Origin of the sequence: Ramlibacter tataouinensis TTB310 (assembly GCF_000215705.1) — a bacterium.
In the GTDB taxonomy this organism is placed as follows: domain Bacteria; phylum Pseudomonadota; class Gammaproteobacteria; order Burkholderiales; family Burkholderiaceae_C; genus Ramlibacter; species Ramlibacter tataouinensis.
Genome location: NC_015677.1, coordinates 2,951,885 through 2,973,026 on the forward strand (window position 1 = coordinate 2,951,885; position 21,142 = coordinate 2,973,026).

The 21,142-nt window shown below is 68.0% G+C and carries 21 protein-coding genes; 8 read left to right on the plus strand and 13 right to left on the minus strand.

Annotated features, from left to right (window positions below; all coding sequences use genetic code 11):
• Positions 1-372 precede the first annotated feature (372 nt).
• From RTA_RS20785 to hda, 9 genes are all read right to left on the minus strand, one after another.
• Positions 373-1,161 (minus strand): hypothetical protein, encoded by a 789-nt coding sequence (locus RTA_RS20785; RefSeq protein ID WP_143762983.1) that lies wholly within the window; start codon positions 1,159-1,161, stop codon positions 373-375.
• A gap of 20 nt (positions 1,162-1,181) precedes the next feature.
• On the minus strand, positions 1,182-2,546 hold the full coding sequence (locus RTA_RS14205) for an HlyD family type I secretion periplasmic adaptor subunit (protein WP_013902107.1): 1,365 nt from the start codon (positions 2,544-2,546) through the stop codon (positions 1,182-1,184).
• A complete protein-coding gene (locus tag RTA_RS14210; RefSeq protein ID WP_438865682.1) occupies positions 2,543-4,423 on the minus strand; it encodes a peptidase domain-containing ABC transporter in 1,881 nt (626 codons plus the stop codon). Before RTA_RS14210 ends, RTA_RS14205 begins: the two co-directional genes overlap by 4 nt.
• A gap of 276 nt (positions 4,424-4,699) precedes the next feature.
• The gene (locus RTA_RS14215; protein ID WP_041675605.1) at positions 4,700-5,950 is read right to left on the minus strand and encodes a glycosyltransferase family 4 protein; all 1,251 of its coding nucleotides are present in this window, start codon (positions 5,948-5,950) and stop codon (positions 4,700-4,702) included.
• A 180-nt stretch (positions 5,951-6,130) separates the two neighbouring features.
• Positions 6,131-6,373, minus strand: coding sequence for a F0F1 ATP synthase subunit C (gene atpE, locus RTA_RS14220; protein WP_013902110.1), 243 nt, complete (start codon positions 6,371-6,373; stop codon positions 6,131-6,133).
• Between the two features lie 41 nt (positions 6,374-6,414).
• The gene (folK, locus tag RTA_RS14225; RefSeq protein ID WP_013902111.1) at positions 6,415-6,909 is read right to left on the minus strand and encodes a 2-amino-4-hydroxy-6-hydroxymethyldihydropteridine diphosphokinase; all 495 of its coding nucleotides are present in this window, start codon (positions 6,907-6,909) and stop codon (positions 6,415-6,417) included.
• Positions 6,910-6,913: 4 nt separating this feature from the next.
• A complete protein-coding gene (gene pcnB, locus RTA_RS14230; RefSeq protein WP_013902112.1) occupies positions 6,914-8,497 on the minus strand; it encodes a polynucleotide adenylyltransferase PcnB in 1,584 nt (527 codons plus the stop codon).
• Positions 8,494-9,171 (minus strand): histidinol-phosphatase, encoded by a 678-nt coding sequence (locus RTA_RS14235; RefSeq protein ID WP_013902113.1) that lies wholly within the window; start codon positions 9,169-9,171, stop codon positions 8,494-8,496. Before RTA_RS14235 ends, pcnB begins: the two co-directional genes overlap by 4 nt.
• Positions 9,168-9,842, minus strand: a complete 675-nt coding sequence (hda, locus tag RTA_RS14240) for a DnaA regulatory inactivator Hda (protein WP_041675606.1) — start codon at positions 9,840-9,842, stop codon at positions 9,168-9,170. The genes RTA_RS14235 and hda overlap by 4 nt, the downstream gene beginning before the upstream one ends.
• Before the next feature lie 78 nt (positions 9,843-9,920).
• On the opposite strand from hda, the gene purM reads away from it, so the two are divergent.
• Positions 9,921-10,955 carry a phosphoribosylformylglycinamidine cyclo-ligase gene (purM, locus tag RTA_RS14245; RefSeq protein WP_013902115.1) on the plus strand — a complete coding sequence of 345 codons (1,035 nt, stop codon included), beginning with the start codon at positions 9,921-9,923 and terminating at the stop codon, positions 10,953-10,955.
• Positions 10,956-11,079: 124 nt separating this feature from the next.
• Complete coding sequence (locus RTA_RS14250) at positions 11,080-11,922, plus strand: nucleotide-binding protein (RefSeq protein WP_013902116.1); 843 nt, start codon at positions 11,080-11,082, stop codon at positions 11,920-11,922.
• A 20-nt stretch (positions 11,923-11,942) separates the two neighbouring features.
• On the opposite strand, the gene RTA_RS14255 is transcribed toward RTA_RS14250, so the two are convergent.
• Both RTA_RS14255 and murJ read right to left on the minus strand, forming a co-directional pair.
• Entirely contained in the window at positions 11,943-12,794 is an 852-nt protein-coding gene (locus RTA_RS14255) for a SirB1 family protein (protein ID WP_013902117.1), read from the minus strand.
• 56 nt (positions 12,795-12,850) lie between these two features.
• Positions 12,851-14,416: a murein biosynthesis integral membrane protein MurJ gene (murJ, locus tag RTA_RS14260; protein WP_013902118.1), complete on the minus strand. Its 1,566-nt coding sequence runs from the start codon at positions 14,414-14,416 to the stop codon at positions 12,851-12,853.
• Positions 14,417-14,514: 98 nt separating this feature from the next.
• Between murJ and rpsT the strand changes: the two genes are divergently transcribed.
• On the plus strand, positions 14,515-14,832 hold the full coding sequence (rpsT, locus tag RTA_RS14265; RefSeq protein WP_013902119.1) for a 30S ribosomal protein S20: 318 nt from the start codon (positions 14,515-14,517) through the stop codon (positions 14,830-14,832).
• Between the two features lie 114 nt (positions 14,833-14,946).
• On the opposite strand, the gene RTA_RS14270 is transcribed toward rpsT, so the two are convergent.
• Positions 14,947-15,951 (minus strand): hypothetical protein, encoded by a 1,005-nt coding sequence (locus RTA_RS14270; protein ID WP_013902120.1) that lies wholly within the window; start codon positions 15,949-15,951, stop codon positions 14,947-14,949.
• Positions 15,952-15,978: 27 nt separating this feature from the next.
• Positions 15,979-16,305 carry a DUF3579 domain-containing protein gene (locus tag RTA_RS14275; protein WP_041675607.1) on the minus strand — a complete coding sequence of 109 codons (327 nt, stop codon included), beginning with the start codon at positions 16,303-16,305 and terminating at the stop codon, positions 15,979-15,981.
• Between the two features lie 216 nt (positions 16,306-16,521).
• On the opposite strand from RTA_RS14275, the gene RTA_RS14280 reads away from it, so the two are divergent.
• The 5 genes from RTA_RS14280 (at position 16,522) to kynU (ending at position 21,084) form a co-directional block, all read left to right on the plus strand.
• Positions 16,522-17,715 (plus strand): aspartate aminotransferase family protein, encoded by a 1,194-nt coding sequence (locus tag RTA_RS14280; protein ID WP_013902122.1) that lies wholly within the window; start codon positions 16,522-16,524, stop codon positions 17,713-17,715.
• Positions 17,716-17,717: 2 nt separating this feature from the next.
• Positions 17,718-18,665: an ornithine carbamoyltransferase gene (argF, locus tag RTA_RS14285; protein WP_013902123.1), complete on the plus strand. Its 948-nt coding sequence runs from the start codon at positions 17,718-17,720 to the stop codon at positions 18,663-18,665.
• A gap of 33 nt (positions 18,666-18,698) precedes the next feature.
• A complete protein-coding gene (locus RTA_RS14290; protein ID WP_013902124.1) occupies positions 18,699-19,025 on the plus strand; it encodes a YkgJ family cysteine cluster protein in 327 nt (108 codons plus the stop codon).
• Between the two features lie 74 nt (positions 19,026-19,099).
• Entirely contained in the window at positions 19,100-19,741 is a 642-nt protein-coding gene (gene kynB, locus RTA_RS14295) for an arylformamidase (protein ID WP_041675608.1), read from the plus strand.
• Complete coding sequence (gene kynU / locus RTA_RS14300) at positions 19,738-21,084, plus strand: kynureninase (RefSeq protein WP_013902126.1); 1,347 nt, start codon at positions 19,738-19,740, stop codon at positions 21,082-21,084. The genes kynB and kynU overlap by 4 nt, the downstream gene beginning before the upstream one ends.
• Positions 21,085-21,142 lie beyond the last annotated feature (58 nt).

Below are 21,142 nucleotides of genomic sequence, written 5' to 3' on the forward strand. Positions count from 1 at the left end.
TTGCACTTCCATTAGTCGTTACTACGCTGGGATCAGTGGCCCATTTCGCCATGACTGAGTCCAAGGCGGGAAGGAGAGTAGAGGCCGCTTGCCCTTGGAGATATGCTTGGCTTAGCGTTGACCGTATCTGAGCAATATAAAGCTGATGTGCAGGATTCGGTAAGTCGAAGCCCATCTCTTCGAGTACCTCGTCAAGATTCCTCGCAACTCGCAAATTAAAGCCAATGCCCAGGGTGGGGATTTGCTTGCTGTCTAAGTATGGACGTGTCTGAGGTGTACCGCCTTCCTCAAGCTGCAGCAGTAAGTCGTATCGAACGCTCAAGTATTGAGCAGTCGTAAGTGAATGTGGCGTGATCATGATTCCCCCCCTGTTTACCGTATGTACTCAACCTCGCAGACTGCGCCAGCGTTGGCCGCATATCGACCGATGCCTGGACCTGATAAGCCTTCGTATAAATTGCCGCGATAAAGGTGTGCACGCCCTTGAAGCAGAACTATGTCCGAACCTTTCTGATTGAGGGTCTGCGCGTAATCAATGGCAAGGCGCTCGCCTAAATCCTCAACGACCATAAGTTTTGGGGACTGCCCTGGCATGAAAGTGTCGCGATGATCAGCAATGCATTGGCGGTCGCCAAGTCGATAAACCACCTCTTCTTTTTTGTCATAATTCAAATCAACCATCGCTCGCTGGAGATGAACTCGACCGGCATTGATGGCTGCGTCCAATTTCACCTTGAACTCTTGCCAGTTCTTCTCCCGTCGGACTTCTTCACAATCTCCTTTGCATTCCTCAGGCACGTGGAAATACGCGCGCGCCCACTGGGCGATCAGGTTGAGGTGCTTTTTTGGGTCCACATCCTCCCAATCTGGTCGTCCTAAATCTTTGCGAAAATCAGGATGCACTTTGAAGTCGCAGCGGAGTGCGGCATCTTCACAAAAGTGATTAAGGTTGTTTACGTAGACGCGGCACAACGGATAGCGCTGCCCTTCTATCAAGCGATAGCAGTGTTTAGATTTGCTGCCGCTGGCTAACGGTGGAGGCTTGGCAGCTTCCTCATATTCACCTTTAGGCTTTACTTGAACCTTGAATGCTGTGTCAGCTAGCGCAAGTGTCGGCGCCAAGCAAAAGTAAAAAGCTACTGCAGCTATGTTGAGTGCCATTGACCAACTTCTGTGATGACTCACCTTTCCCTCCCTGCTTCCTGCAAAGTCTTACTAACTGGGCTCAGCAAATATTCCATCACCGTTCGCTCGCCCTGATGAATTTCCGCGCTGGCTTGCATGCCGGCCTCCAGCTCGAATTTGCGAGCTCCGCTTTCGTCCTGCGCTTCGAGGTACTGCGTCTTCAGCTTGACCAGCGCCTTGTATCCCGCCGCCGTTGGTTGAGACAACATGCCGTCACTCACTTGCGCGGTCCGAGCTGTGGCCATACCTTGGGTGTCGGCGGCGATCGTCAACACAGTGCCATCCAGCAACCCATACTTCTGAAACGGATAGGCAGTGAGCTTCAGCTTGACGGACTGACCGGCGCGCACGAAGCCGATGTCCTCATTGCGCACCTGCACCTCCGCCAACAGGGTTTCGCCCCGGGGTACCAGCGTCAGCAGAACCATCCCGGGCTGCACCACGGCTCCTCGGCTGGTAGTTGCCAGATCCTTCACAACGCCGTCTTGAGGAGCTTTCAATTCCAGGAGCGCCTGCTTAAAAGCCGACTTGCGGTCTTCCTGATCCAGCCGCGCGAGGGCGGCTACGACCTCGGTGCGCTCCGATTGCAGTTGGCTGCGATAGTTGCTGGTGAGGGCGGACACCTTCTTGTCCTGCGCGGCAATTCCTTGGACGAGCCCTTCCGCAACCGCTGCCTGGCTCTTGAGGTCTTGCGCCTTCTCCAGCGCCTCGCGCTCCTTCTCGTTACCAGCCAGCGCGCTCAGGAAACCCTCATTGACCAGCTTGCGATGGGACGCGGCAGCTTGCTCGTAGCTCGGCAGCGTCACCCGTAGTTTCTCTGCTGTCTCCTGGGCCGCCTTGAGGTCCTGCTCCAGCCGCCGGCGCTGCGCCGCTTCCTGCGCCAGCGCGTCCTGGTAGGCCTGTGCGCGTTGAGCGCCTTGCTGCTGGACTTGGGCCAGCAGCGCCGGGCTGTCGCCGGCCTGGCCGATCATCGGCCTCCCGGCGAGTTCTGCGTCGATGCGCCGGAGCGTCAGACGCTTGAGCTGGAGCTCGCCGGTCAGGCTCTGGCCTTCTGCCTTCGCCAGCGTAGGATCCAGCCGGATCAGCGTCTGGCCAGCACGCACAAAATCGCCTTCGGCGACCAAGATTTCGCTGATCACGCCTGCCTCGGCAGGCTGGACGATCTTGACGTAGGTTTGCGGAACGAGCTTGCCCTCGGCGACTGCAACGATGTCCAGCTTGCCCACCATTGCCCACAGCAGCATCAGCGCGCACAAGGTCGCAACCGCTGCCAGCACCACCCGTGGCAGCTTCGCGGGCGGGCTTTCCTGGATGGCAAGCAGCCCGGGGGCGAACTCGATGGCCTGCGCGTCCAGCTTCATGCCTTGGCCTCCTCCTTCACCCGGGCGATCGCCTTGCGCAGCGCGCCGTCCCGCACGATGTAGACCTCGTCCACCTGCAAAGTACGCGGCATGGCATGGGTGACGAAGATCATGGTGACGTGCCCCTTCAGCTGGTTCACGGTGGCCGCAAAGGATTCCGCCGTGCCCACGTCCAACGACGAAGTCGCCTCGTCGAAGATCAGCACCTTGGGGTTCTTCAACAGCGCGCGCGCGATGGCGATACGCTGCTTCTGGCCACCGGACAGGCCTGCGCCGCGCTCGCCGATCTCCGTCTGGTAGCCGTTGGGCAATGACTCGATGGTCTGGTGGATCTCCGCACGGCGGCACGCCTGGACGACGTCCTGGATGCTGGCTTGCGGATTCGCGGCCAGCAGGTTGTCATAGATCGACCCGCTGAACAGCACCGTTTCCTGCGGGACCACGCCGAAGTTGCTGCGAAGCTCATTGGCCGATTGATGGCGAGCGTCGATGCCGTTGACCTTTACCGCACCTTCCGTTGCGCGGTAGAAGCCCTGCAGCAGCTTGGCCAGCGTTGATTTGCCGGAGCCGCTCGGCCCCATGATGGCGATGGCGCGGCCCGGCTCTATCTGCAGGTGCACGTTGCGATAAAGCCAGGGCAGCTCGTCGCCGTAGCGAAAACCTACGCCCTCGAGCTCGATTTTCCCCGTGGCGTCGCCTTGCCGTGCGGGCAGGAGGCTGTAAGGTTCGACCGGTGCGTTCATCAGGTCACCCAACCTTTGTACGGCCAGGCTCGCCTGCTGAAACTGCTGCCACAAACCGACCAGCCGCAGCATCGGCTGGCTGATGCGGCCGGCAAACATCTGGAAGGCCACGAGCATGCCGATGGTGAACGCCGTGCCGCCGGGGGTCGGGTTCATCACGATCCAGGCGCCGGCCATCAGCACCAGCACGGTCATCAGCTGCTCGAGGGCGCTGGCGACCGTGTTGTACGTGTTGCCGATCTGGCGCGTTGCGAATCCGGATTGCAGGTAAGCAGCCAGGTAGCCACCGTAGCGGGCATTGAGCAGCGGCTCCATCTGAAGGCTTTTCACGGTTTCATGGCCTGCCACGTGCTCCGTGAGGAACGCCTGGTTGCGCGCGCCCAGCATGAACTGCTCGTTCATCCGCCGCTGGAACACCGGCGCCACCAGGATGGACATCAGTCCGATCACGCCCAGGATGCCCAGCACGATCAACGTCAACGGTACTGAGTAGAAGAACATCACGGCCAGGGCGATCAGCAGGAACGGGACATCCAGCACAAGCGTGACCGCCGCCGAGGAAATGAACTCGCGAATCGTCTCGATGCCATTCATGCGGGCTGCGATGACTCCGGTTGGCCGCTTCTCGAAATAGCGCAACGGCAGTTTGAACAGGTGCTCGAAGACGCTGGCACCGAGCACCGCATCGACACGGTTGCCGGTGTGGAGGACGAGGTATTGCCGTATCCACCCCAGAATTGCGGTGAAAAAGACAAAGATGCCCATGGCGATTCCCAGTACCACCAGGGTGCTTTGGGTGCGATGGACGACAACTTTGTCGACGACGGCCTGGGTGATCAGGGGGAAGGCGAGCGACAGCAGTTGGAGAAACAGGGACGCGACGAGCACCTGCCGCCATACCGCTTTGTGCTTGAGGAGCTCAGGCACGAACCAGCGGAAACCGAAGCCCTGGCGCATGGAGGCCGCGTCGGTGTCGGCAGGAGCACGCACCGCCGGCGCGGCCTGGACGATGTACTCGGCGAAGAACTCGCCGAACTCCCCCTCGGCCCAGGTTTTCTGCTCCCCACCGCCATTCCACAGCTGCACGCCTTCCGTGCCGGCCTTCAGCACCAGCACGAACTCGCCCGAAACCATGAGCGCCAAAAGGGGAAATGCCTTGGTCCGCAGGTCTTGGGCCGGGCACGTTGTGCCACGCACGTGGAAACCGAGCAGCCGTAAAGCAGGCACGACGGAATCCGCGGCATGGGGCGGCGGAAAGCGCTGGCGCAGCAGCTGGGCGTCGAAAGGGCGGCCGTGATGCCGGCAGAGTTCTCCGATCAGGGCAGCGGCATCGAACGGTGGCGTTGGATGCACTGGCGTCGCGGGAGAGGATGAGGTCAGCTGCAAGATGCGTCCGATGCTGAGGGGCTGCTACGCGAATTCAGGGGCGAGTGATTCGACCCAGTTGCGTTGTTGGGGGAGGCACACCTGTCTTAGGTCATAACGGGCGACCGCGAATTCGCGCGCGCGTGCTCCGAGCCGTTGGCGGGCTGGCGCATCATCGAGCAGCTCACAAACGCGCTGGGCAAGCGCGGTGGTGTCGAAGAAATCGACGAGGCGGCCAGTCTCGTCCTCCTGGATCACCTCGCGGACCGGAGCCGTGTCGCTGCCGACGATGGCACACCCGCAGCTCATCGCCTCCAGCAGGCTCCAAGAAAGCACGAAGGGGTACGTCAGGTAGACGTGGACCGTGGACAGCTGCAGCAGTGCAATGAACTGGTCATATTCCAGCTTGCCCATGAAGTGCACGCGGTCCCAGTCGGCATCGCTGATGCGCGATCGCACCTCGCGGATGAAAACCTCTTTCCAGCTGCCGCCATCCGGAGGCGGCCCGCCATAGCTCACCTCATTGCCGCCGACGATCAGCACGCGAGCATCGGGGCGAGCCGAAAGCAATTGGGGCAGCGCGCGCATGAAAACGTGGTAACCCCGGTAGGGCTCCAGATTGCGGCTGACAAAGGTGACGATTTCGTTCGAACGGCTGAGTTCGACTTGGCGACCGCGTGCGTTGAGCACCAGGCGAACGTCAGGACGGGGCCTCACCACGCGTGTGTCGATGCCGTCATGCGCAACGGTGATGCGGGAGCGGAACGCTTCGGGAAAGGTGCTGGCCTGCCAAGCCGTGGGCGCCAGACCGGCGTCGGCGAACTCGAAGTGGAGCAGGTTGTTGGCGTTCTTCACCCGCAAACGGCTTGCCTGCAGGTCGCCGGCTCGGCTGAACTCCGGGTCGAAGCCAACGTCGGCGTTTTCCGTGCAGTAGTAGAACTCGCAATACATCCCCAATCGAGCCGCCGGCCACACGTCTTTGAGGAACAGGCTCTCCCCCCAGCCCGGGTGCGCGACGATCACATCGGGCATAAAACCCTGCTTTCTCAACGCCAGCGCCGCATGCAGGCAAGCCTCACCTCGAATGACCTTGGTTTCCAGGTCCGACACCCAGGGGTGAATCGAGCGGGCGGAGCCGCGGCGCGCTGCGTAAGGGACCACTCGCACCCCGTTCCACTCGCACGGCGCCATGTTGCGCATGGTCAGCGCCACTACCGTATGCCCGGAATGAGCCATGGCAGGCGCAAGGTGCCTGAACTGGCCTGGAAAGTTCTGGTGGACGAAGAGGATGTTCAAAGCAGCCGGGTTTCTAATGCATATTTATGCTTAACCCGTTTGTACTGCCGAGCCACTAAGCTTTAAAGGACGACCCCTGTCAATGCTGACAGGTACTCTTAAAAACACCACGCTGCCGTGCAACAGTCACAGTAAGACAGGTAAACCCTTGCAGACAAGCCCGACGCAATCCGGCAGCCGCTACCCGCCGAAGGGGTTGGCGAAGATCAGCAGCATCGCCACCCCGACGCCGATCAGGAAGTTGGCATCGATCAACCCGGCCAGCAGGAACATGCGGGCCTGCAATGGTTCCATCATCTCCGGCTGGCGCACCGCGCCATCGATGAAGCGCCCGCCGGTGAGGGCGATGCCCAGGCAGGCGCCGATGGCGCCCATCCCGATGATCAGGCCGGCTGCGATGGCGATGAGTCCGCTGTCGGTCATGGAAGCTCTCCTTCTGGTTGGATGAGCCCATGGTGGGCGTTTCAGGTCAGGCGGGCAATGACCTGGGAGGTCACGGCCTCCAGCCAGGGCCGCGGCACCAGCTGCGGCGCGATCTCGGCCAGCGGCACCAGCACGAAGGCGCGCTCGCGCAGGCGCGGGTGCGGCACCGTGAGGGAGGTGCTGGCGATGCGGCCCTCGCCGTACAGCAGCAGGTCCAGGTCCAGCGTGCGCGGCGCGTTGCGGAACGGGCGCTCGCGCCCGGCCGCCTGCTCCAGCCGCTGCAGCTCCAGCAGCAGCAGCGGCGCAGGCAGGCGGGTGTCCAGGACCGCCACGGCATTGACGAAGTCCGGGCCGCCGGCATCCACCGGCGCGCTGCGGTAGAGCGACGACTGGGCGCGCAACGCCGTCTGCGGCAGTGTCCCCAGCTGCCCGATCGCCTGGCGCACCGCGCCGGCCGCATCGCCCAGATTGGCGCCCAGGCCGACGTAGGCGGTGACGGGCTCGCGCAGGACAGCGCCCGCACCGCCGGCCGCCATGGCTTCAGGCCTCGCCGCCGCCGGCCTCGCCCGCCGGAGCGTCGGCACCTCCCGACGGCTTGCGGCGGCGCCGGCGGCGCTTGCGCGGCGCGTCGGCCGGCCCGGCATCGTCCGCCGCCTCGGCCGGCGGCGCGGAGCCGGCATCCTGCGCCGCGCCCGCCACGTCCACCGGCGGCCGGTCGACCGCCGGGCGCGGCACCCGCACCCGGCGCTGGCCCTTCTGCTGCTCTTCCCGCACCTGGGCCATCAGGTCCTCGCGCAGCGCGTCGCCGGCCTGGCTGAACTCCTGCCACCAGTCGGCCAGCACCACGTCCACCTCGCCGACCTCGGCGCGCAGGCGCATGAAGTCGAAACCGGCCCGGAAGCGCGGCTGCTCCACCAGGCTGTAGGGCGTGCTGCCCACGCGCTTGTCGAAGCGCGGCTGCATCATCCAGATCTCGCGCATGTCGGCCGCCAGCTTGCCGCGGCCGGAGACGTCGCCGATGCGGGCGTCGAAGACGTCGTCGATGGCGCCCTGCAGCGCCGGGAACGGATGCTCCTTGCGCGCCAGTCGCTGCGCCCAGCCGTCGCGCACGTCGGACCACAGCACGCAGGCCAGCAGGAAGCTGGGCGCCACCGGCTTGCCCTCGGCCACGCGGCGGTCCGTGTCCTGCAGGGCCGAGCGCACGAACGGCTGCTCGGCGCGCTCGACCACCAAGTCCAGCAGCGGGTAGATGCCCCGCGCCAGCCCCAGCGCCTTGAGCTGCACGATGGTGGCCAGCGCATGGCCGGTCTGCAGCAGCTTGAGCATCTCGTCGAACAGGCGGCTCTGCGGCACCTCGGCCAGCAGCGGCAGGCTGGGCGCGAGCGCCGCCAGGGTCTTGGCCTCGAGCTTGAAGCCCAGCGGGTGCAGCTTGGCGGCGAAGCGCACGGCGCGGATGATGCGCACCGGGTCCTCGCGGTAGCGCGCGGCGGCGTCGCCGATCATGCGCAGCGTCTTCTTCCTGGCGTCCTGGATGCCGCCGTGGTAGTCGACCAGCGTCTGCGTCTGCGGGTCGTAGTACATGGCGTTGATGGTGAAGTCGCGCCGCGTCGCGTCCTCCTCCTGCGGCCCCCACACGTTGTCGCGCAGCACGCGGCCGCTGGCGTCCACCGCGTGCTTCATGCCGGCCAGCTCGCCGCGGCTGGTCTTCTCGTTGCCGGCCACGGCCTCGGCGGCCTGGTTGTCCATGTGGGCGCGGAAGGTGGAGACCTCGATCACCTCGTGCTCGCGGCCGCGGCCGTACACCACGTGCACGATGCGGAAGCGCCGGCCGATGATGAAGGCGCGGCGGAACAGGCCCTTGACCTGCTCGGGCGTGGCGTCGGTGGCCACGTCGAAGTCCTTGGGCCGCAGCCCCAGCAGCAGGTCGCGCACCGCGCCGCCCACGATGTAGGCCTGGTAACCGGCCTCCTGGAGCGTGTGCACCACGTTCACCGCCCGGTCGTCCACCAGCGAGACGTCGATGCCGTGTTCCTGGGGGCCGACTTCCTGGCGCTTGCCGAACCTGGGTTTCTTGCCGCCGCCGGTGGTGGCGCCTATCAGGGCGTCGATGAATTTCTTGATCATTGGAAGAGGTCGAGTATGCGCCAGCCCCGCTCCCGGGCGATCTGCCGCAGCCGGGCGTCCGGGTTGGTCGCCACCGGGTGCCGCACCCGCTCGAGCAGCGGCAGGTCGTTGGTGGAGTCGGAGTAGAAGGTGGCTTCCACCTGCCCCCAGGCCAGGCCGCGCGCGGCCAGCCACTCGCCCATGCGTGCCACCTTGCCGGCGCGCATGGAGGGGATGCCCGCGATCTCCCCCGTGATCCAGCCGTCGGCGCCGCGTTCCAGCCGCACGGCGATCAGCTCGTCGACGCCGAAGGCATCGGCGATCGGCCGGGTGATGAACTCGTTGGTGGCGGTGACGATCACCACCTGCTCGCCCGCGGCGCGGTGCGCGTCCACCAGCGCCCGGGCCTGGGGCCGGATGGCCGGCCCGATCACCTGCCGCATGAAGTCCTGGCGCGCCGCCATCGCCTCGGCCGCGCCGCGGCGGCGCAGGGCGTCGGTGGCGAAACGCACGTAGTCGTGGATGTCCAGGGTGCCGGCCTGGTACTGCGCGAAGAACTCGTCGTTGCGGCGCTTGAACTCGGCCCGGTCGCACCAGCCTATGGCCTGGGTGAACTCGCCCCAGGCGTGGTCGGAATCGATGGGCAGCAGCGTATGGTCGAGGTCGAACAGGGCCAGCTTGGTCTTGGCGGTCAATGGTTCTCCAGCATCGAGCGGATCAGGGGGATGGTGATGGCGCGCTTGGTCTGCAGCGCGTAACCGTCGAGCTCGCCCAGCAGCTGCATCAGGCTGCCCAGGTCGCGCGAGAAGCGGGTCAGCATGAAGTCCATCACCTCGTCGGACAGGAACACGCCGCGGGCGTCGGCGGCCTGGCGCAGCACGGCGCGGCGTTCCGGCTCGGTCAGCACCTGCAGATGGAACACGTGGCCCCAGCCCAGGCGGGTGCGCAGGTCCTCGCGCAGCTTCAGGTCGGCCGGCGGCAGCTCGCCGGCGGCCAGCACGCCGCGCTGCAGCGTCTGGGCATTGACGAACCAGTTGAAGGCGGCGTGCTGCTGCACGGCGGTGTACAGGTGCACCTCGTCCAGCAGCACCACCGCCCAGCGCTCGCTGAACTCGGGCGGCTCGGCCAGGGAGGCGTCCAGCCAGCCGACGGACGCGCCCTGCTCGCGCAGCGCCTCGGCCACGGCCTTGAGCAAGTGGGTCTTGCCGCTGCCGGCCGAGCCCCACAGGTAGGTGGGCACCGGCGAGCGCGTGGGGCTGCCCGCCCACAGCTTGAGGTGGGTCAGGGCGGCGTCGTTGGGGCCAGGGCAGAAGCTCGCCAGCGTGGGGCCGCGGGCCAGGCCGATGTCCAGCGCAATCTGCTTCATGCGGGGCGGCAAGTAAAATCGCCGCAAATTCTATCGGGCCATCCGGAAGGCGCCTCCCGGCGCGCCGGCCCCGCCGCCATGACACAAGCCCCGCTCTCGTACAAGGACGCCGGCGTCGACATCGACGCCGGCGACGCGCTGGTCGAACGCATCAAGCCGCTGGCCAGGAAGACGATGCGCGAGGGCGTGCTGGCCGGCATCGGCGGCTTCGGCGCGCTGTTCGAGGTGCCCAAGCGCTACCGGGAGCCGGTGCTGGTCTCGGGCACCGACGGCGTGGGCACCAAGCTCAAGCTGGCCTTCGAGTGGAACATGCACGACACCGTGGGCATCGACCTGGTGGCCATGAGCGTCAACGACGTGCTGGTGCAGGGCGCCGAGCCGCTGTTCTTCCTGGACTATTTCGCCTGCGGCAAGCTCGACGTGGACACGGCCGCCGCCGTGGTCGGGGGCATCGCCCGCGGCTGCGAGCTGTCGGGTTGCGCCCTGATCGGCGGCGAGACCGCCGAGATGCCGGGCATGTACCCGCGCGGCGAGTACGACCTGGCCGGCTTCTGCGTGGGCGCGGTGGAGAAGTCGCGCATCCTCAGCGGCGCCGGCGTGCGCGCCGGCGACGTGGTGCTGGGCCTGGCGTCCAGCGGCGTGCATTCCAACGGTTTCTCGCTGGTGCGCAAGTGCATCGAGCGCGCCGCCGGGCAGCTGCCGGCCATGCTGGACGGCCGGCCGTTCCGCGAAGCGGTGATGGCGCCCACCCGCCTGTACGTCAAGCCGGTGCTGGCGGCGCTGGCGCAGCACGCCGGCATCAAGGCGCTGGCCCACATCACCGGCGGCGGCCTGCTGGAGAACATCCCGCGCGTGCTGCCCGCGGGCCTGGCGGCGCACCTGAAGGCCGGCAGCTGGCCGCAAAGCGAGCTGTTCGCCTGGCTGCAGGAGACCGCCGGCATCGCCCACCGCGAGATGAACCGCACCTTCAACAACGGCATCGGCATGGTCGTGGTGGTGGAGCCGGCCCAGGCCGAAGCCGTTGCGCAGACGCTGCGCACGCAGGGCGAGACGGTATACGAGATCGGCGCCATCGCGCCGCGCGGCCCGGGCGAGGCGGTCGAGGTCCGCTGACCGCCGTAGGCGGGCGCCGACCGTTGCGGCGCTACAAAACTCCTAGCGCCTGCGGCGCGCCTGTTCTGGACGTACCCCGGCTTTTGCCACACACTGGGCCGCTCAGGACGGAAGGAGGCTTTCCATGCCCGTGGTCGCAGTGGTCAACCGCAAGGGCGGCAGCGGCAAAAGCACGCTGGCCGCGCACCTGGCGGCGTGGTCCGCGCTGCAAGGCCATGCGGTGATGCTGGGCGACGTGGACCGCCAGCAGTCCAGCCGCGCCTGGCTGCGTCGCCGCCCCTCCACCCTGCCGCCGATCGCGCCCTGGGCGATGGACCACAAGAACGTGCTGCGCGTGCCCACCGGCATCACCCACGTGGTGCTGGACACGCCCGGCGGCCTGCACGGCTTCGAGCTGGCGCGCGTGGTGCTGTTTGCCGACGCGATCATCATGCCGGTGTGCCCCTCCATGTTCGACCGCGAATCGGCCGCCGGCTGCTATGCCGAGCTGATGACCCTGCCGCGCGTGGCCAGCGGCCGCTGCCGCGTCGCCGGCGTGGGCATGCGGATCAGCCCCCGCGGCACCGAAGCCATGCAAGCCTGGGCCCAGGGCGTGGGCCTGCCGTTCCTGGGCGTGCTGCGCGACACCCCGCTGTACGCGCGCGTGCTGGAGCGCGGATTGACGCTGTTCGACCTGCCGCCCGCCCACGCGGCCCATGACCTGGCCCAGTGGACACCCATCCTGGACTGGGTCAAGCCGGTGCTGGTTCCCGAGGCGGCCAACGACCCCTCGCAGAAAAGGGCCGGTTCGCGCCCGTCCAGCCTGATGCCGGCCCAGAACGCCCTGGTGCCCGGCTCCCGGATGGCCGCCGGAATGGCCGCCGCCCGGCCGCCGGCGCTGGACCGCACGCCCAGCCAGCGTCCGCCGCTGACCGCCGCATTGACCGACGGCCTGCGCCTGCCGGAATTCCTGAGGCTGAAACGCTGAGGGGGAAAGGGCCGCAGGCGCTAGCTGCGCGCCCGGCGTAAATCGGCCAGGCGGTCGGCGATGGCGTCGATGTCCAGCGAGTCCTGGGCGTGGACCAGGTAGGTCTCCAGGTCCAGCACGGCCAGCTTGGTGTGGCCCTGCTCGGCATGCGCGAGCCCGCGGTCGCGGTACTCGGCCCAGGCTTCGGGCAGCAGCACCAGCAGCCGGTCCTGCACCGCGATCAGGCGCTGCCAGTCCTCCTGCGCCCGGTGGATCTCCTTGAGGTTGCGCAGCATGCGGGCGATGATGTCGCGCGCCGGCGCCGCCTGCAGGTACAGGCCCAGCGGCACCTCGAACTCGCCGGTCAGCCCGCTGCGGCGCTTGTAGGGCTCCAGCCGCTCTGCCAGTTCCTCGCGCGAGAGCGACTGGCCGGTGAAGGGATCGATCACCACCTGGCCCTTGGGCAGGTTGACCTTCACCATGAAATGGCCCGGGAAGCACACGCCGCGGGCGTGCAGGCCCAGCCCCTGCGCCAGCTCGACCCACAGCACGGCCAGCGAGATCTGGATGCCGCGGCGGGTGCGCAGCACCACGTTGAGGTAGCTGTTGTCCGGATCGCAGTAGTCGTTGACGTTGCCGCCGAACGAGAGGTCGCGGAAGAAGAACTGGTTGAGCGCGCGCAGCCGCTGCAGCGGCGCGGCGTCGGCCGGCAGCCGGCGCTTCAGGCGGGCCAGCAACTGGTCGACGTCGCCAAGCACCTGCTGGACGTCGAGGTCGGGGTACTCGTCCTGCGCGATGCTGGCAGCGGCCTCCAGCAGCGGGAAATGGTCGTCGCTTTGCACCAGCGAGCCAAAGTACTCGAGGGGCGTAGGTGCCGTGAGGTTCAGCCGCATGAGGTCTTTGTAATGGACGGCCTGAGGGCCGTCAAGCAGCCCGCCGCGGCCAGGGGTCAGCGCGTGACAAACTGCCGCAGCTTCACGCCGGCCGCCCAGAGTGCTCCGAAATAGATAGCAAAAGAACCCAGCAAGGTCAAGGCCAGCAGGCCGACCCGTTTGTAGCCCTCGGCACGCAGCTGGACCCACGGGAAAGCCCCCGCCGCCCACATCAGGAACACCGCCAGCAGGGCCGTGGCCGCCAGCACCTGCAGGCCGAAGCGGCCCCAGCCGGCGCTGGGGGTCCAGCTGCCGCGGCGGCGCAGGCCGAGCAGCAGCCACAGGGCATTGACCAGCGCCCCCAGGCCGATGGACAGCGCCAGCCCGGCGTGCTGCAGCAGCGGCACCAGGGCCAGGTTCATCAGCTGCGTCAGCACCAGCACGACCACCGCGATGCGCACCGGCGTGCGCATGTCGCGGCTGGCGTAGAAGCCCGGCGCCAGCACCTTGATCGCCACCAGGCCCAGCAGCCCCGCACCGTAGCCGGCCAGCGCGACGGATACCTGCGTCACGTCGCGGTCGGTGAAGCGCCCATAGTGGAACAGCGTGGCCACCAGGGGCTGCGCGAACAGCAGCAGCGCCACCGAGCTGGGCACCGCCAGCAGCACCACCAGCCGCAAGCCCCAGTCCAGCATGGCCGAGTAGCGCTGCGGGTCGTTCGCCGCCTTGGCCGCCGCCAGCTGGGGCATGAGCACCACGCCCAGCGCCACGCCCAGCATCGCGGTGGGGAACTCCATCAGCCGGTCGGCGTAGAAAAGCCAAGTGACGCTGCCGGGCGCCAGGTAGGAGGCGATCTGCGTGTTGATCAGCAATGACAGCTGGGCCACGCTGACGCCCAGCAGGGCCGGCCCCATCATCCGCAGCACCTGGCGCACGCCGGGGTCGCCCCAGGCCTCGCGCAGGCGGGACCACGCCAGCCCGATGCGCGGCAGCAGCCCCAGCCGCCGCAATGCCGGCACCTGCACCCCCAGCTGCAGCACGCCCCCCAGCATGACACCGCCCGCCATGGCATAGATGGGCTCGATGCCCAGCGAGCGGAACCAGGGCGCGCCCAGCCAGGCCGCCGCGATCATCGCCAGGTTCAGCAGCACCGGCGTGGCCGCCGGCAGGGCGAAGCGCCTCCAGGTGTTGAGGATGCCCGCCGCCAGCGCCACCAGCGACATGAAGCCGATGTAGGGGAACATCCAGCGGGTCATCAGCACCGCCGCTTCGAAGCTGGCGGGCTCCTGCCGCAGGCCGCTGGCCAGGGCCCAGACCAGCAGCGGCGCGCCGGCCACGCCCAGGACGCAGGTGACCAGCAGCGCCCAGGCCAGCACGGTGGCCACGCTGTCGATCAGCCGCTTGGTCATGGCCTCGCCGTCCCTTTCCCTGGCATGCGCCAGCGCCGGCACGAAGGCCTGGCTGAAGGCGCCCTCGCCGAACAGCCGGCGGAACAGGTTGGGGATGCGGAAGGCGACGTTGAAGGCGTCGGTCAGCGCGCTGGCGCCGAAGGTGGCCGCCATCAGCAGGTCGCGTACCAGGCCGGTGACGCGGGAAGCCAGTGTCAAGAGCGAGACGGTGGAAGCGGCTTTGAAAAGGCTCACCGGCTCGAGTGTAGCCGTGGCCCCGGCCGGATCCTGGCACTTGGCCTACAATGGAGGGCTTTGCTGGCATCATCCTCAGACAACCCAAGGAACCCACAATGGCATCAGCCAAACCCAAGAAGAAGAACCCGCGCCTCGCGTCGGGCCGTAAACGCGCACGCCAGGACGTCAAGCTCAACGCGGCCAACACGTCCCTGCGCTCCAAGTACCGCACCGCGGTGAAGAACGTGGAAAAGGCCGTCGCCTCGGGCGACAAGGCCAAGGCCACCGAGCTGTTCGCCAAGGCGCAGAGCGTGCTCGACACCGTGGCCGACAAGCAGATCTTCCACAAGAACAAGGCCGCCCGCGACAAGAGCCGCCTGTCGGCCAAGGTCAAGGCCCTGGGCCAGACCGCTACCGCCACCGCCGCCGCCTGACGCCCCTCAGGCACCCGCCCGGGCTCGCTTGCGGGCCTGCCGTTTGAAACGGGTGCGCTGCCAGCAAAGAAAAAGCAAAGAAGCCGTCGCAAGACGGCTTCTTTGCTTTTGGCCTCAGATGGCCGGCGGAAGCCGCGCCTGCCAGGCGTCGGGCAGGCGACTCACCAGCCTGGCCCGCACCTGCGCCCAGGCCGCGGAGAGCAGCAGCAATGCCGAGCTGATCAGCAATGCCGTCAGTCCCATGGACGCCTGGACGATGCCGAATTCGCGGAACAGGGAGCTCAGCGCGATCAGGACGTAGGCCAGCGCCGAAACCATCATGGCGCGCCGGTCGACCACCAGGGCCACCCCGACCAGCAGCACATAACCGGCCAACACGGCCAATGCATGGCCGATGCCGCCGCTGCCGCCGGTCAGGCCTGTCAGCGTGAAGATGGAATGCACCAGCAGCGGGGAGGCCAGCAGGTGCAGCCAGAACGCCACGTCGGCCCGCCGCGTCCTGCGAAGCGGATCCGACATGTCCCAGGCCATCGCCACCGCAAAGGCGATGCCGCCTGCGGCGAAGGCCATCCAGCCCGTGTAGGCGCGCAATGCCGGCACGGCAATGAGCGCGAACGTCACGACCGCGGCCAGCGCCGAGCCCAGCATCACCGCCACCGTGATGGGCACCTGGAATCGGCGCCAATGCGCCACGCTGGCCGCCGCTGCCGCAGCGGCGGCGGCACCCACGCGCCACCCGTTCGCCTTGTCATCGTCCCACCAGGGCGCCAGCGCGCCAAAGACCGCGAAGCTCACGGCCAGGATGAAGGCCAGGTGCAGCAGGATGGATGGCAGGGCCATGCGGCGGCGCCGGGTGAAGTATTCGGCCAGACCCCAGGCCGCCGCCGCCACGGCCAGGGCGCCGGGCCAGCGCCCCACCAGCCACCACAGGGACAGCAGCATCAGGGCCACGGCGATGGACACGAAGACGTCGTTGAACCCCGTGACCAGCCGGAACTGCTCTTCGTCGGCAGCCGGCGCGGCACGCAGGCGCGCGACGTGGCTGCGCAAGGCGGCCGCCGCATCGGCCCCCAGGGCGCCCGCGGCCACCGCGCTGTCGATATCGCTCTCGCTGTACATGCGCCCACCCTCCTCGAGGGCCGCAGTTTAGGGCGCCGGCCGGTCCGGCCGCTCCGGCAGCAGGCAGGCCTCGCCCACCTGCAGGTCGTTGTCCTTGGCGAAGTTCATGACGAAGTCCCAGGCCATGGGCTCGTGCTGGCGCAGCTGGCTGTTGACGACCACGCACTTGACGCCGCCGATGACGGTGGGCACGCACCAGGGCGAGTAGCTCAGGTGGCTGCCCGGCTGGGCGCCGCCGGGCCGGAAGGAGCTCATCACCCCGGCCAGCCGCTCGGCCCAGTCGCTCGGCCGGAACGTCCGGCCGTCGCGGGTGATGCCTTGGATGAAGACTTCTTGGGCGGAGCTGGAAACCATCGGGATGGGTGTGGAGCGCGCCGCCGCCAGGAGTCGCCTCTTGGTGCGACGCACAAGAATTCTATCTTATATAAGACTTGCCGACGCGTGCCGGGGTGGCTGCGGCGCATCGCTGTGATGCGCAATCGGCAAGCCGCGGCGGCGACCCCTGCGCCTAAAATCGGGCCTCAACGGCTCAACACGCGTTGGGCCGCTTTCATTTGCGAAAGGACCGCCATGGCGCTGATCGAGGCTTCGTCGCCCCACACCATGAACACCTACGGCCGGGTGCCCATCGCCCTGTCGCATGGCCAGGGCGTGCGCGTCTGGGACGTCAACGGCAAGCGCTACCTGGATGCCCTGGCCGGCATCGCCGTCAACACGCTGGGGCACAACCACCCCAAGCTGGTGCCTGCGCTGCAGGACCAGGTGGCCAGGATCATCCACAGCAGCAACTACTACCACGTGCCCAACCAGGAGAAGCTGGCGGCCAAGCTGGTGGAGCTGTCCGGGCTGAGCAACGTCTTCTTCTGCAGCACCGGCCTGGAGGCCAACGAGGCGGCGCTCAAGCTGGCGCGCAAGTTCGGCCACGACAAGGGCATCGCCCGGCCGGAGATCGTGGTCTACGAGAAGGCCTTCCACGGCCGCAGCATCGCCACCCTGTCGGCCACCGGCAATCCCAAGGTGCAGAAGGGCTTCGAGCCGCTGCTGGAGGGCTTCATCCGCGTGCCGCTCAACGACGTCGAGTCGCTCAAGCGCGCCACCGAGGGCAACCCCAACGTGGTGGCGGTGTTCTTCGAGACCATCCAGGGCGAAGGCGGCATCAACCCCATGCGCATCGAGTACCTGCAGCAGGTGCGCCAGCTGTGCGACCAGCGCGACTGGCTGCTCATGATCGACGAGGTGCAGTGCGGCATGGGCCGCACCGGCAAGTGGTTCGCCCACCAGTGGGCCGGCATCAAGCCGGACGTGATGCCGCTGGCCAAGGGCCTGGGCTCGGGCGTGCCCATAGGCGCGGTGGTGGCCGGGCCCAGGGCGGCCAACATCTTCCAGCCGGGCAACCACGGCACCACCTTCGGCGGCAACCCGCTGGCCATGCGCGCGGGCGTCGAGACCATCCGCATCGTGGAGGAGGACGGCCTGCTGGACAACGCGGCGCGGGTCGGCTCGCACCTCAAGGGCGCGCTGGTGCGCGAGTTGGGCGGCCTCAAGAGCGTCAGGGAGATCCGCGGCCAGGGCCTGATGCTCGGCATCGAGCTGGACAGGCCCTGCGGCGTGCTGACCAACCGCGCAGCCGAGGCCGGGCTGTTGATCAGCGTGACGGCGGACAGCGTGATCCGCCTGGTGCCGCCGCTGATCCTGACCGAGGCCGAGGCCGACGAGATCGTGGCCCTGCTGGCGCCGCTGGTGACCGCCTTCCTGCGGGAGTGAGCATGGCGATCCGGCACTACCTGCAGTTCAGCGACCTCACGGCCGACGACTACGCCTGGCTGTTCCGGCGCGCCGCCCTCATCAAGGCCAAGTTCAAGGCCTACGAGAAGTACCACCCGCTGGCCGACCGCACCCTGGCCATGATCTTCGAGAAGGCCTCCACGCGCACCCGCGTGAGCTTCGAGGCGGGCATGTACCAGCTGGGCGGCAGCGTGGTGCACCTGACCACCGGCGACACCCAGCTGGGACGCGCCGAGCCGATCGAGGACACGGCCCGCGTGATCAGCCGCATGGTCGACCTGGTGATGATCCGCACCTTCGGCCAGGACAAGATCGAGCGTTTCGCCGCGCATTCGCGCGTGCCCGTCATCAACGGCCTGACCAACGAGTTCCACCCCTGCCAGATCCTGGCCGACATCTTCACCTTGCTCGAGCACCGCGGCCAGGATTCGGAAGGAATGCCGGACCCGGCATTCCTGCAGGGCAAGGTGGTGGCCTGGGTGGGCGACGGCAACAACATGGCCAACACCTGGCTGCAGGCGGCCGAGCTGCTGGGCTTTACCGTGCACCTGAGCACGCCCAGCGGCTACGAGGTCGACCAGTCGGTGGCCGGCGTGCGCAGCAGCGACAGCTACCAGGTGTTCAAGGACCCGATGGAGGCCTGCCGCGGCGCCGACCTGGTGACCACCGACGTGTGGACCAGCATGGGCTACGAGGCCGAGAACGAGGCGCGCAAGAAGGCCTTTGCCGACTGGTGCGTGGATGCCGAGATGATGCGCGCCGCCAAGCCCGGAGCGCTGTTCATGCACTGCCTGCCGGCCCACCGCGGCGAGGAGGTCGAGGCCGAGGTGATCGACGGCCCGCAGTCCGTGGTGTGGGACGAGGCCGAGAACCGCATGCACGTGCAGAAGGCGTTGATGGAGTTCCTGCTGCTCGGCCGCATGGCTTGAGGGTGGCCGCGCTTCAAACCGCCGCCGTGACGAATGGCTGAGCCGGATCCCTGCCTGGCCTGCGGCGCCTGCTGCGCGAGCTTCCGGGTCGATTTCGCGGTCTACGAGCTGGACGAGATGGGCGGCGCCGTGCCCGCCGGGCTGGCGGTGGAGGTCAACGGCAACACCTGCCGCATGCGCGGCACCGACCATGTGCCCCTGCGCTGCGCGGCCTTGACCGGCCAGGTCGGCCGGCAGGTCGCCTGCGGCATCTACGAGTGGCGTCCCTCCCCCTGCCGCGAGTTCGAGGCCGGCAGCCATGCCTGCGGCGTGGCGCGGGTACGGCACGGCTTGCCGCCGCTGGACGCCGGGGTCTTTTGAGACCCGCAGGATTTTTCGCGGGCTGTTGGCATTAACCGACACCACGCGTTTTTCCTCCGCTCCACACTGCGGCCATGCCAAGCCACGACGAGCCCCGCCTCTGGGACATCTCGCCGCCCGTGCACGCCGGCGCGCCGGTGTTCCCGGGCGACACGCCGTACAGCCAGCGCTGGGCCGCCACCATCGCGCCGGGCTGCCCGGTCAACGTCAGCAGCCTGACCCTGTCGCCCCATGTGGGCGCCCATGCCGACGCGCCGCTGCACTACGACCCGCAGGGCGAGCCGGTGGGCGCGCTGGACCTCGCCCCCTTCCTCGGCCGCTGCCGCGTCATCCATGCTCTGCAGCCGGGGCCCCTGGTGGAGTGGCGTCATCTGGAGCATGCCGCGCGCGGGCTGCCGCCGCGGGTGCTGGTGCGCACCTACGAGCGCGCCCCGGTCGACCGCTGGGATCCGGCGCTGGCGGCCTTCGCGCCGCAGACGGTCGAGCGGCTGGCCGACCTGGGCGTGCGCCTGGTCGGCATCGACACGGCCAGCATCGACCCGGCGCAGAGCAAGGAGCTGCCCAGCCACCAGGTGATCCGCCGGCGCGGCCTGCGCGTGCTGGAGAACCTGGTGCTCGACGGCGTGCCCGAGGGCGACTACGAGCTGGTCGCCCTGCCCCTGAAACTGATGACGGCCGACGCCTCCCCGGTGCGCGCCGTCCTGCGTTCCCTATGACTGCCATCTCCCTGCACGACTGCCGCTCGCGCGACGCCGCCGACCCGCTGCGCCCGCTGCGCGACCTGTTCGCCCTGCCGCCGGGCGTGATCTACCTGGACGGCAACTCGCTCGGGCCCTTGCCGCGCGCCACCGCGGCGCGCGTGGCAAGGGCGGTCGAACAGGAATGGGGCCAGGGCCTGATCCGCTCCTGGAACGACGCCGGCTGGTTCGAGATGCCGGGACGCGTGGGCGACCGCATCGCCGCCTGGATTGGCGCCGGCGCGGGCGAGGTGGTGGCCACCGACACCACCTCCATCAACCTGTACAAGGTGCTGAGCGCGGCGCTGCAGATCGCCGCCCAGGACGCGCCGGGCCGGCGCGTGGTGCTCAGCGAGCGCAGCAACTTTCCCACCGACCTCTACATCGCCCAGGCCCTGTGCCGCCAGCAGGGCTGCACCCTGCGGCTGGTGGAGGCGCAGGAGCTGCCCGCGGCGCTCGACGGCGAGGTCGCGGTGCTGATGCTCACCCACGTGAACTACCGCAGCGGCGCCATGCACGACATGGCGGCCCTCACGCGCGCGGCGCACGAAGCCGGCGCGCTCGCGGTGTGGGACCTGGCGCACAGCGCCGGCGCGGTGCCGGTCCATCTGCACGACGCGCAAGCGGACTTCGCCATCGGCTGCGGCTACAAGTACTTCAACGGCGGGCCCGGCGCGCCGGCCTTCGTGTGGGTGCACCCGCGCCATGCGGAGCGCTTCTGGCAGCCGCTGGCCGGCTGGTGGGGCCATGACGCCCCTTTCGCGTTCACGCCCGAGTACGTGCCGGCGCCCGGCATCGGCCGCTACCTGTGCGGCACGCAGCCGGTGCTGGCGATGGTGGCCCTGGCTTGCGGACTGGACACCCTGGAGGCCAGCCTGCCGCACGGCGGCATGCGGGCGCTGCGCGCCAAGTCGCTGGCCCTGACCGACCTGTTCATCGCCCTGGTGGAGCAGCGCTGCGGCGATGCGGGCCTGCGCCTGGTCACGCCGCGCGATCATGCGCAGCGCGGCTCGCAGGTGTGCCTGTCGTATCAGGGCCCCCACGCTCGGCACTGCGTGTCCTCGCTGCCCCCCGAGGGGGCTGTGCCCGCCTTGGGGCAGCCCGGCGACGGGCACGCCGAAGGCGCCTACGCCATGGTGCAGGCCCTGATCGCGCGCGGGGTGGTGGGTGACTACCGCGCCCCCGACATCCTGCGTTTCGGCTTCACGCCGCTGTACCTGGGCTTCGAGGACGTCTGGAAGGCGGTGGAGCAGTTGGGCCAGGTGCTGGACAGTGGCGAGTGGCGGCGGCCGGAGTTCGGCCGCCGACAGGCGGTCACATGAGACGCCCGGCCGTTCCGAAGTCTCATAGCACCGCAGCCCGCAGGGCGGAGGTTACCCA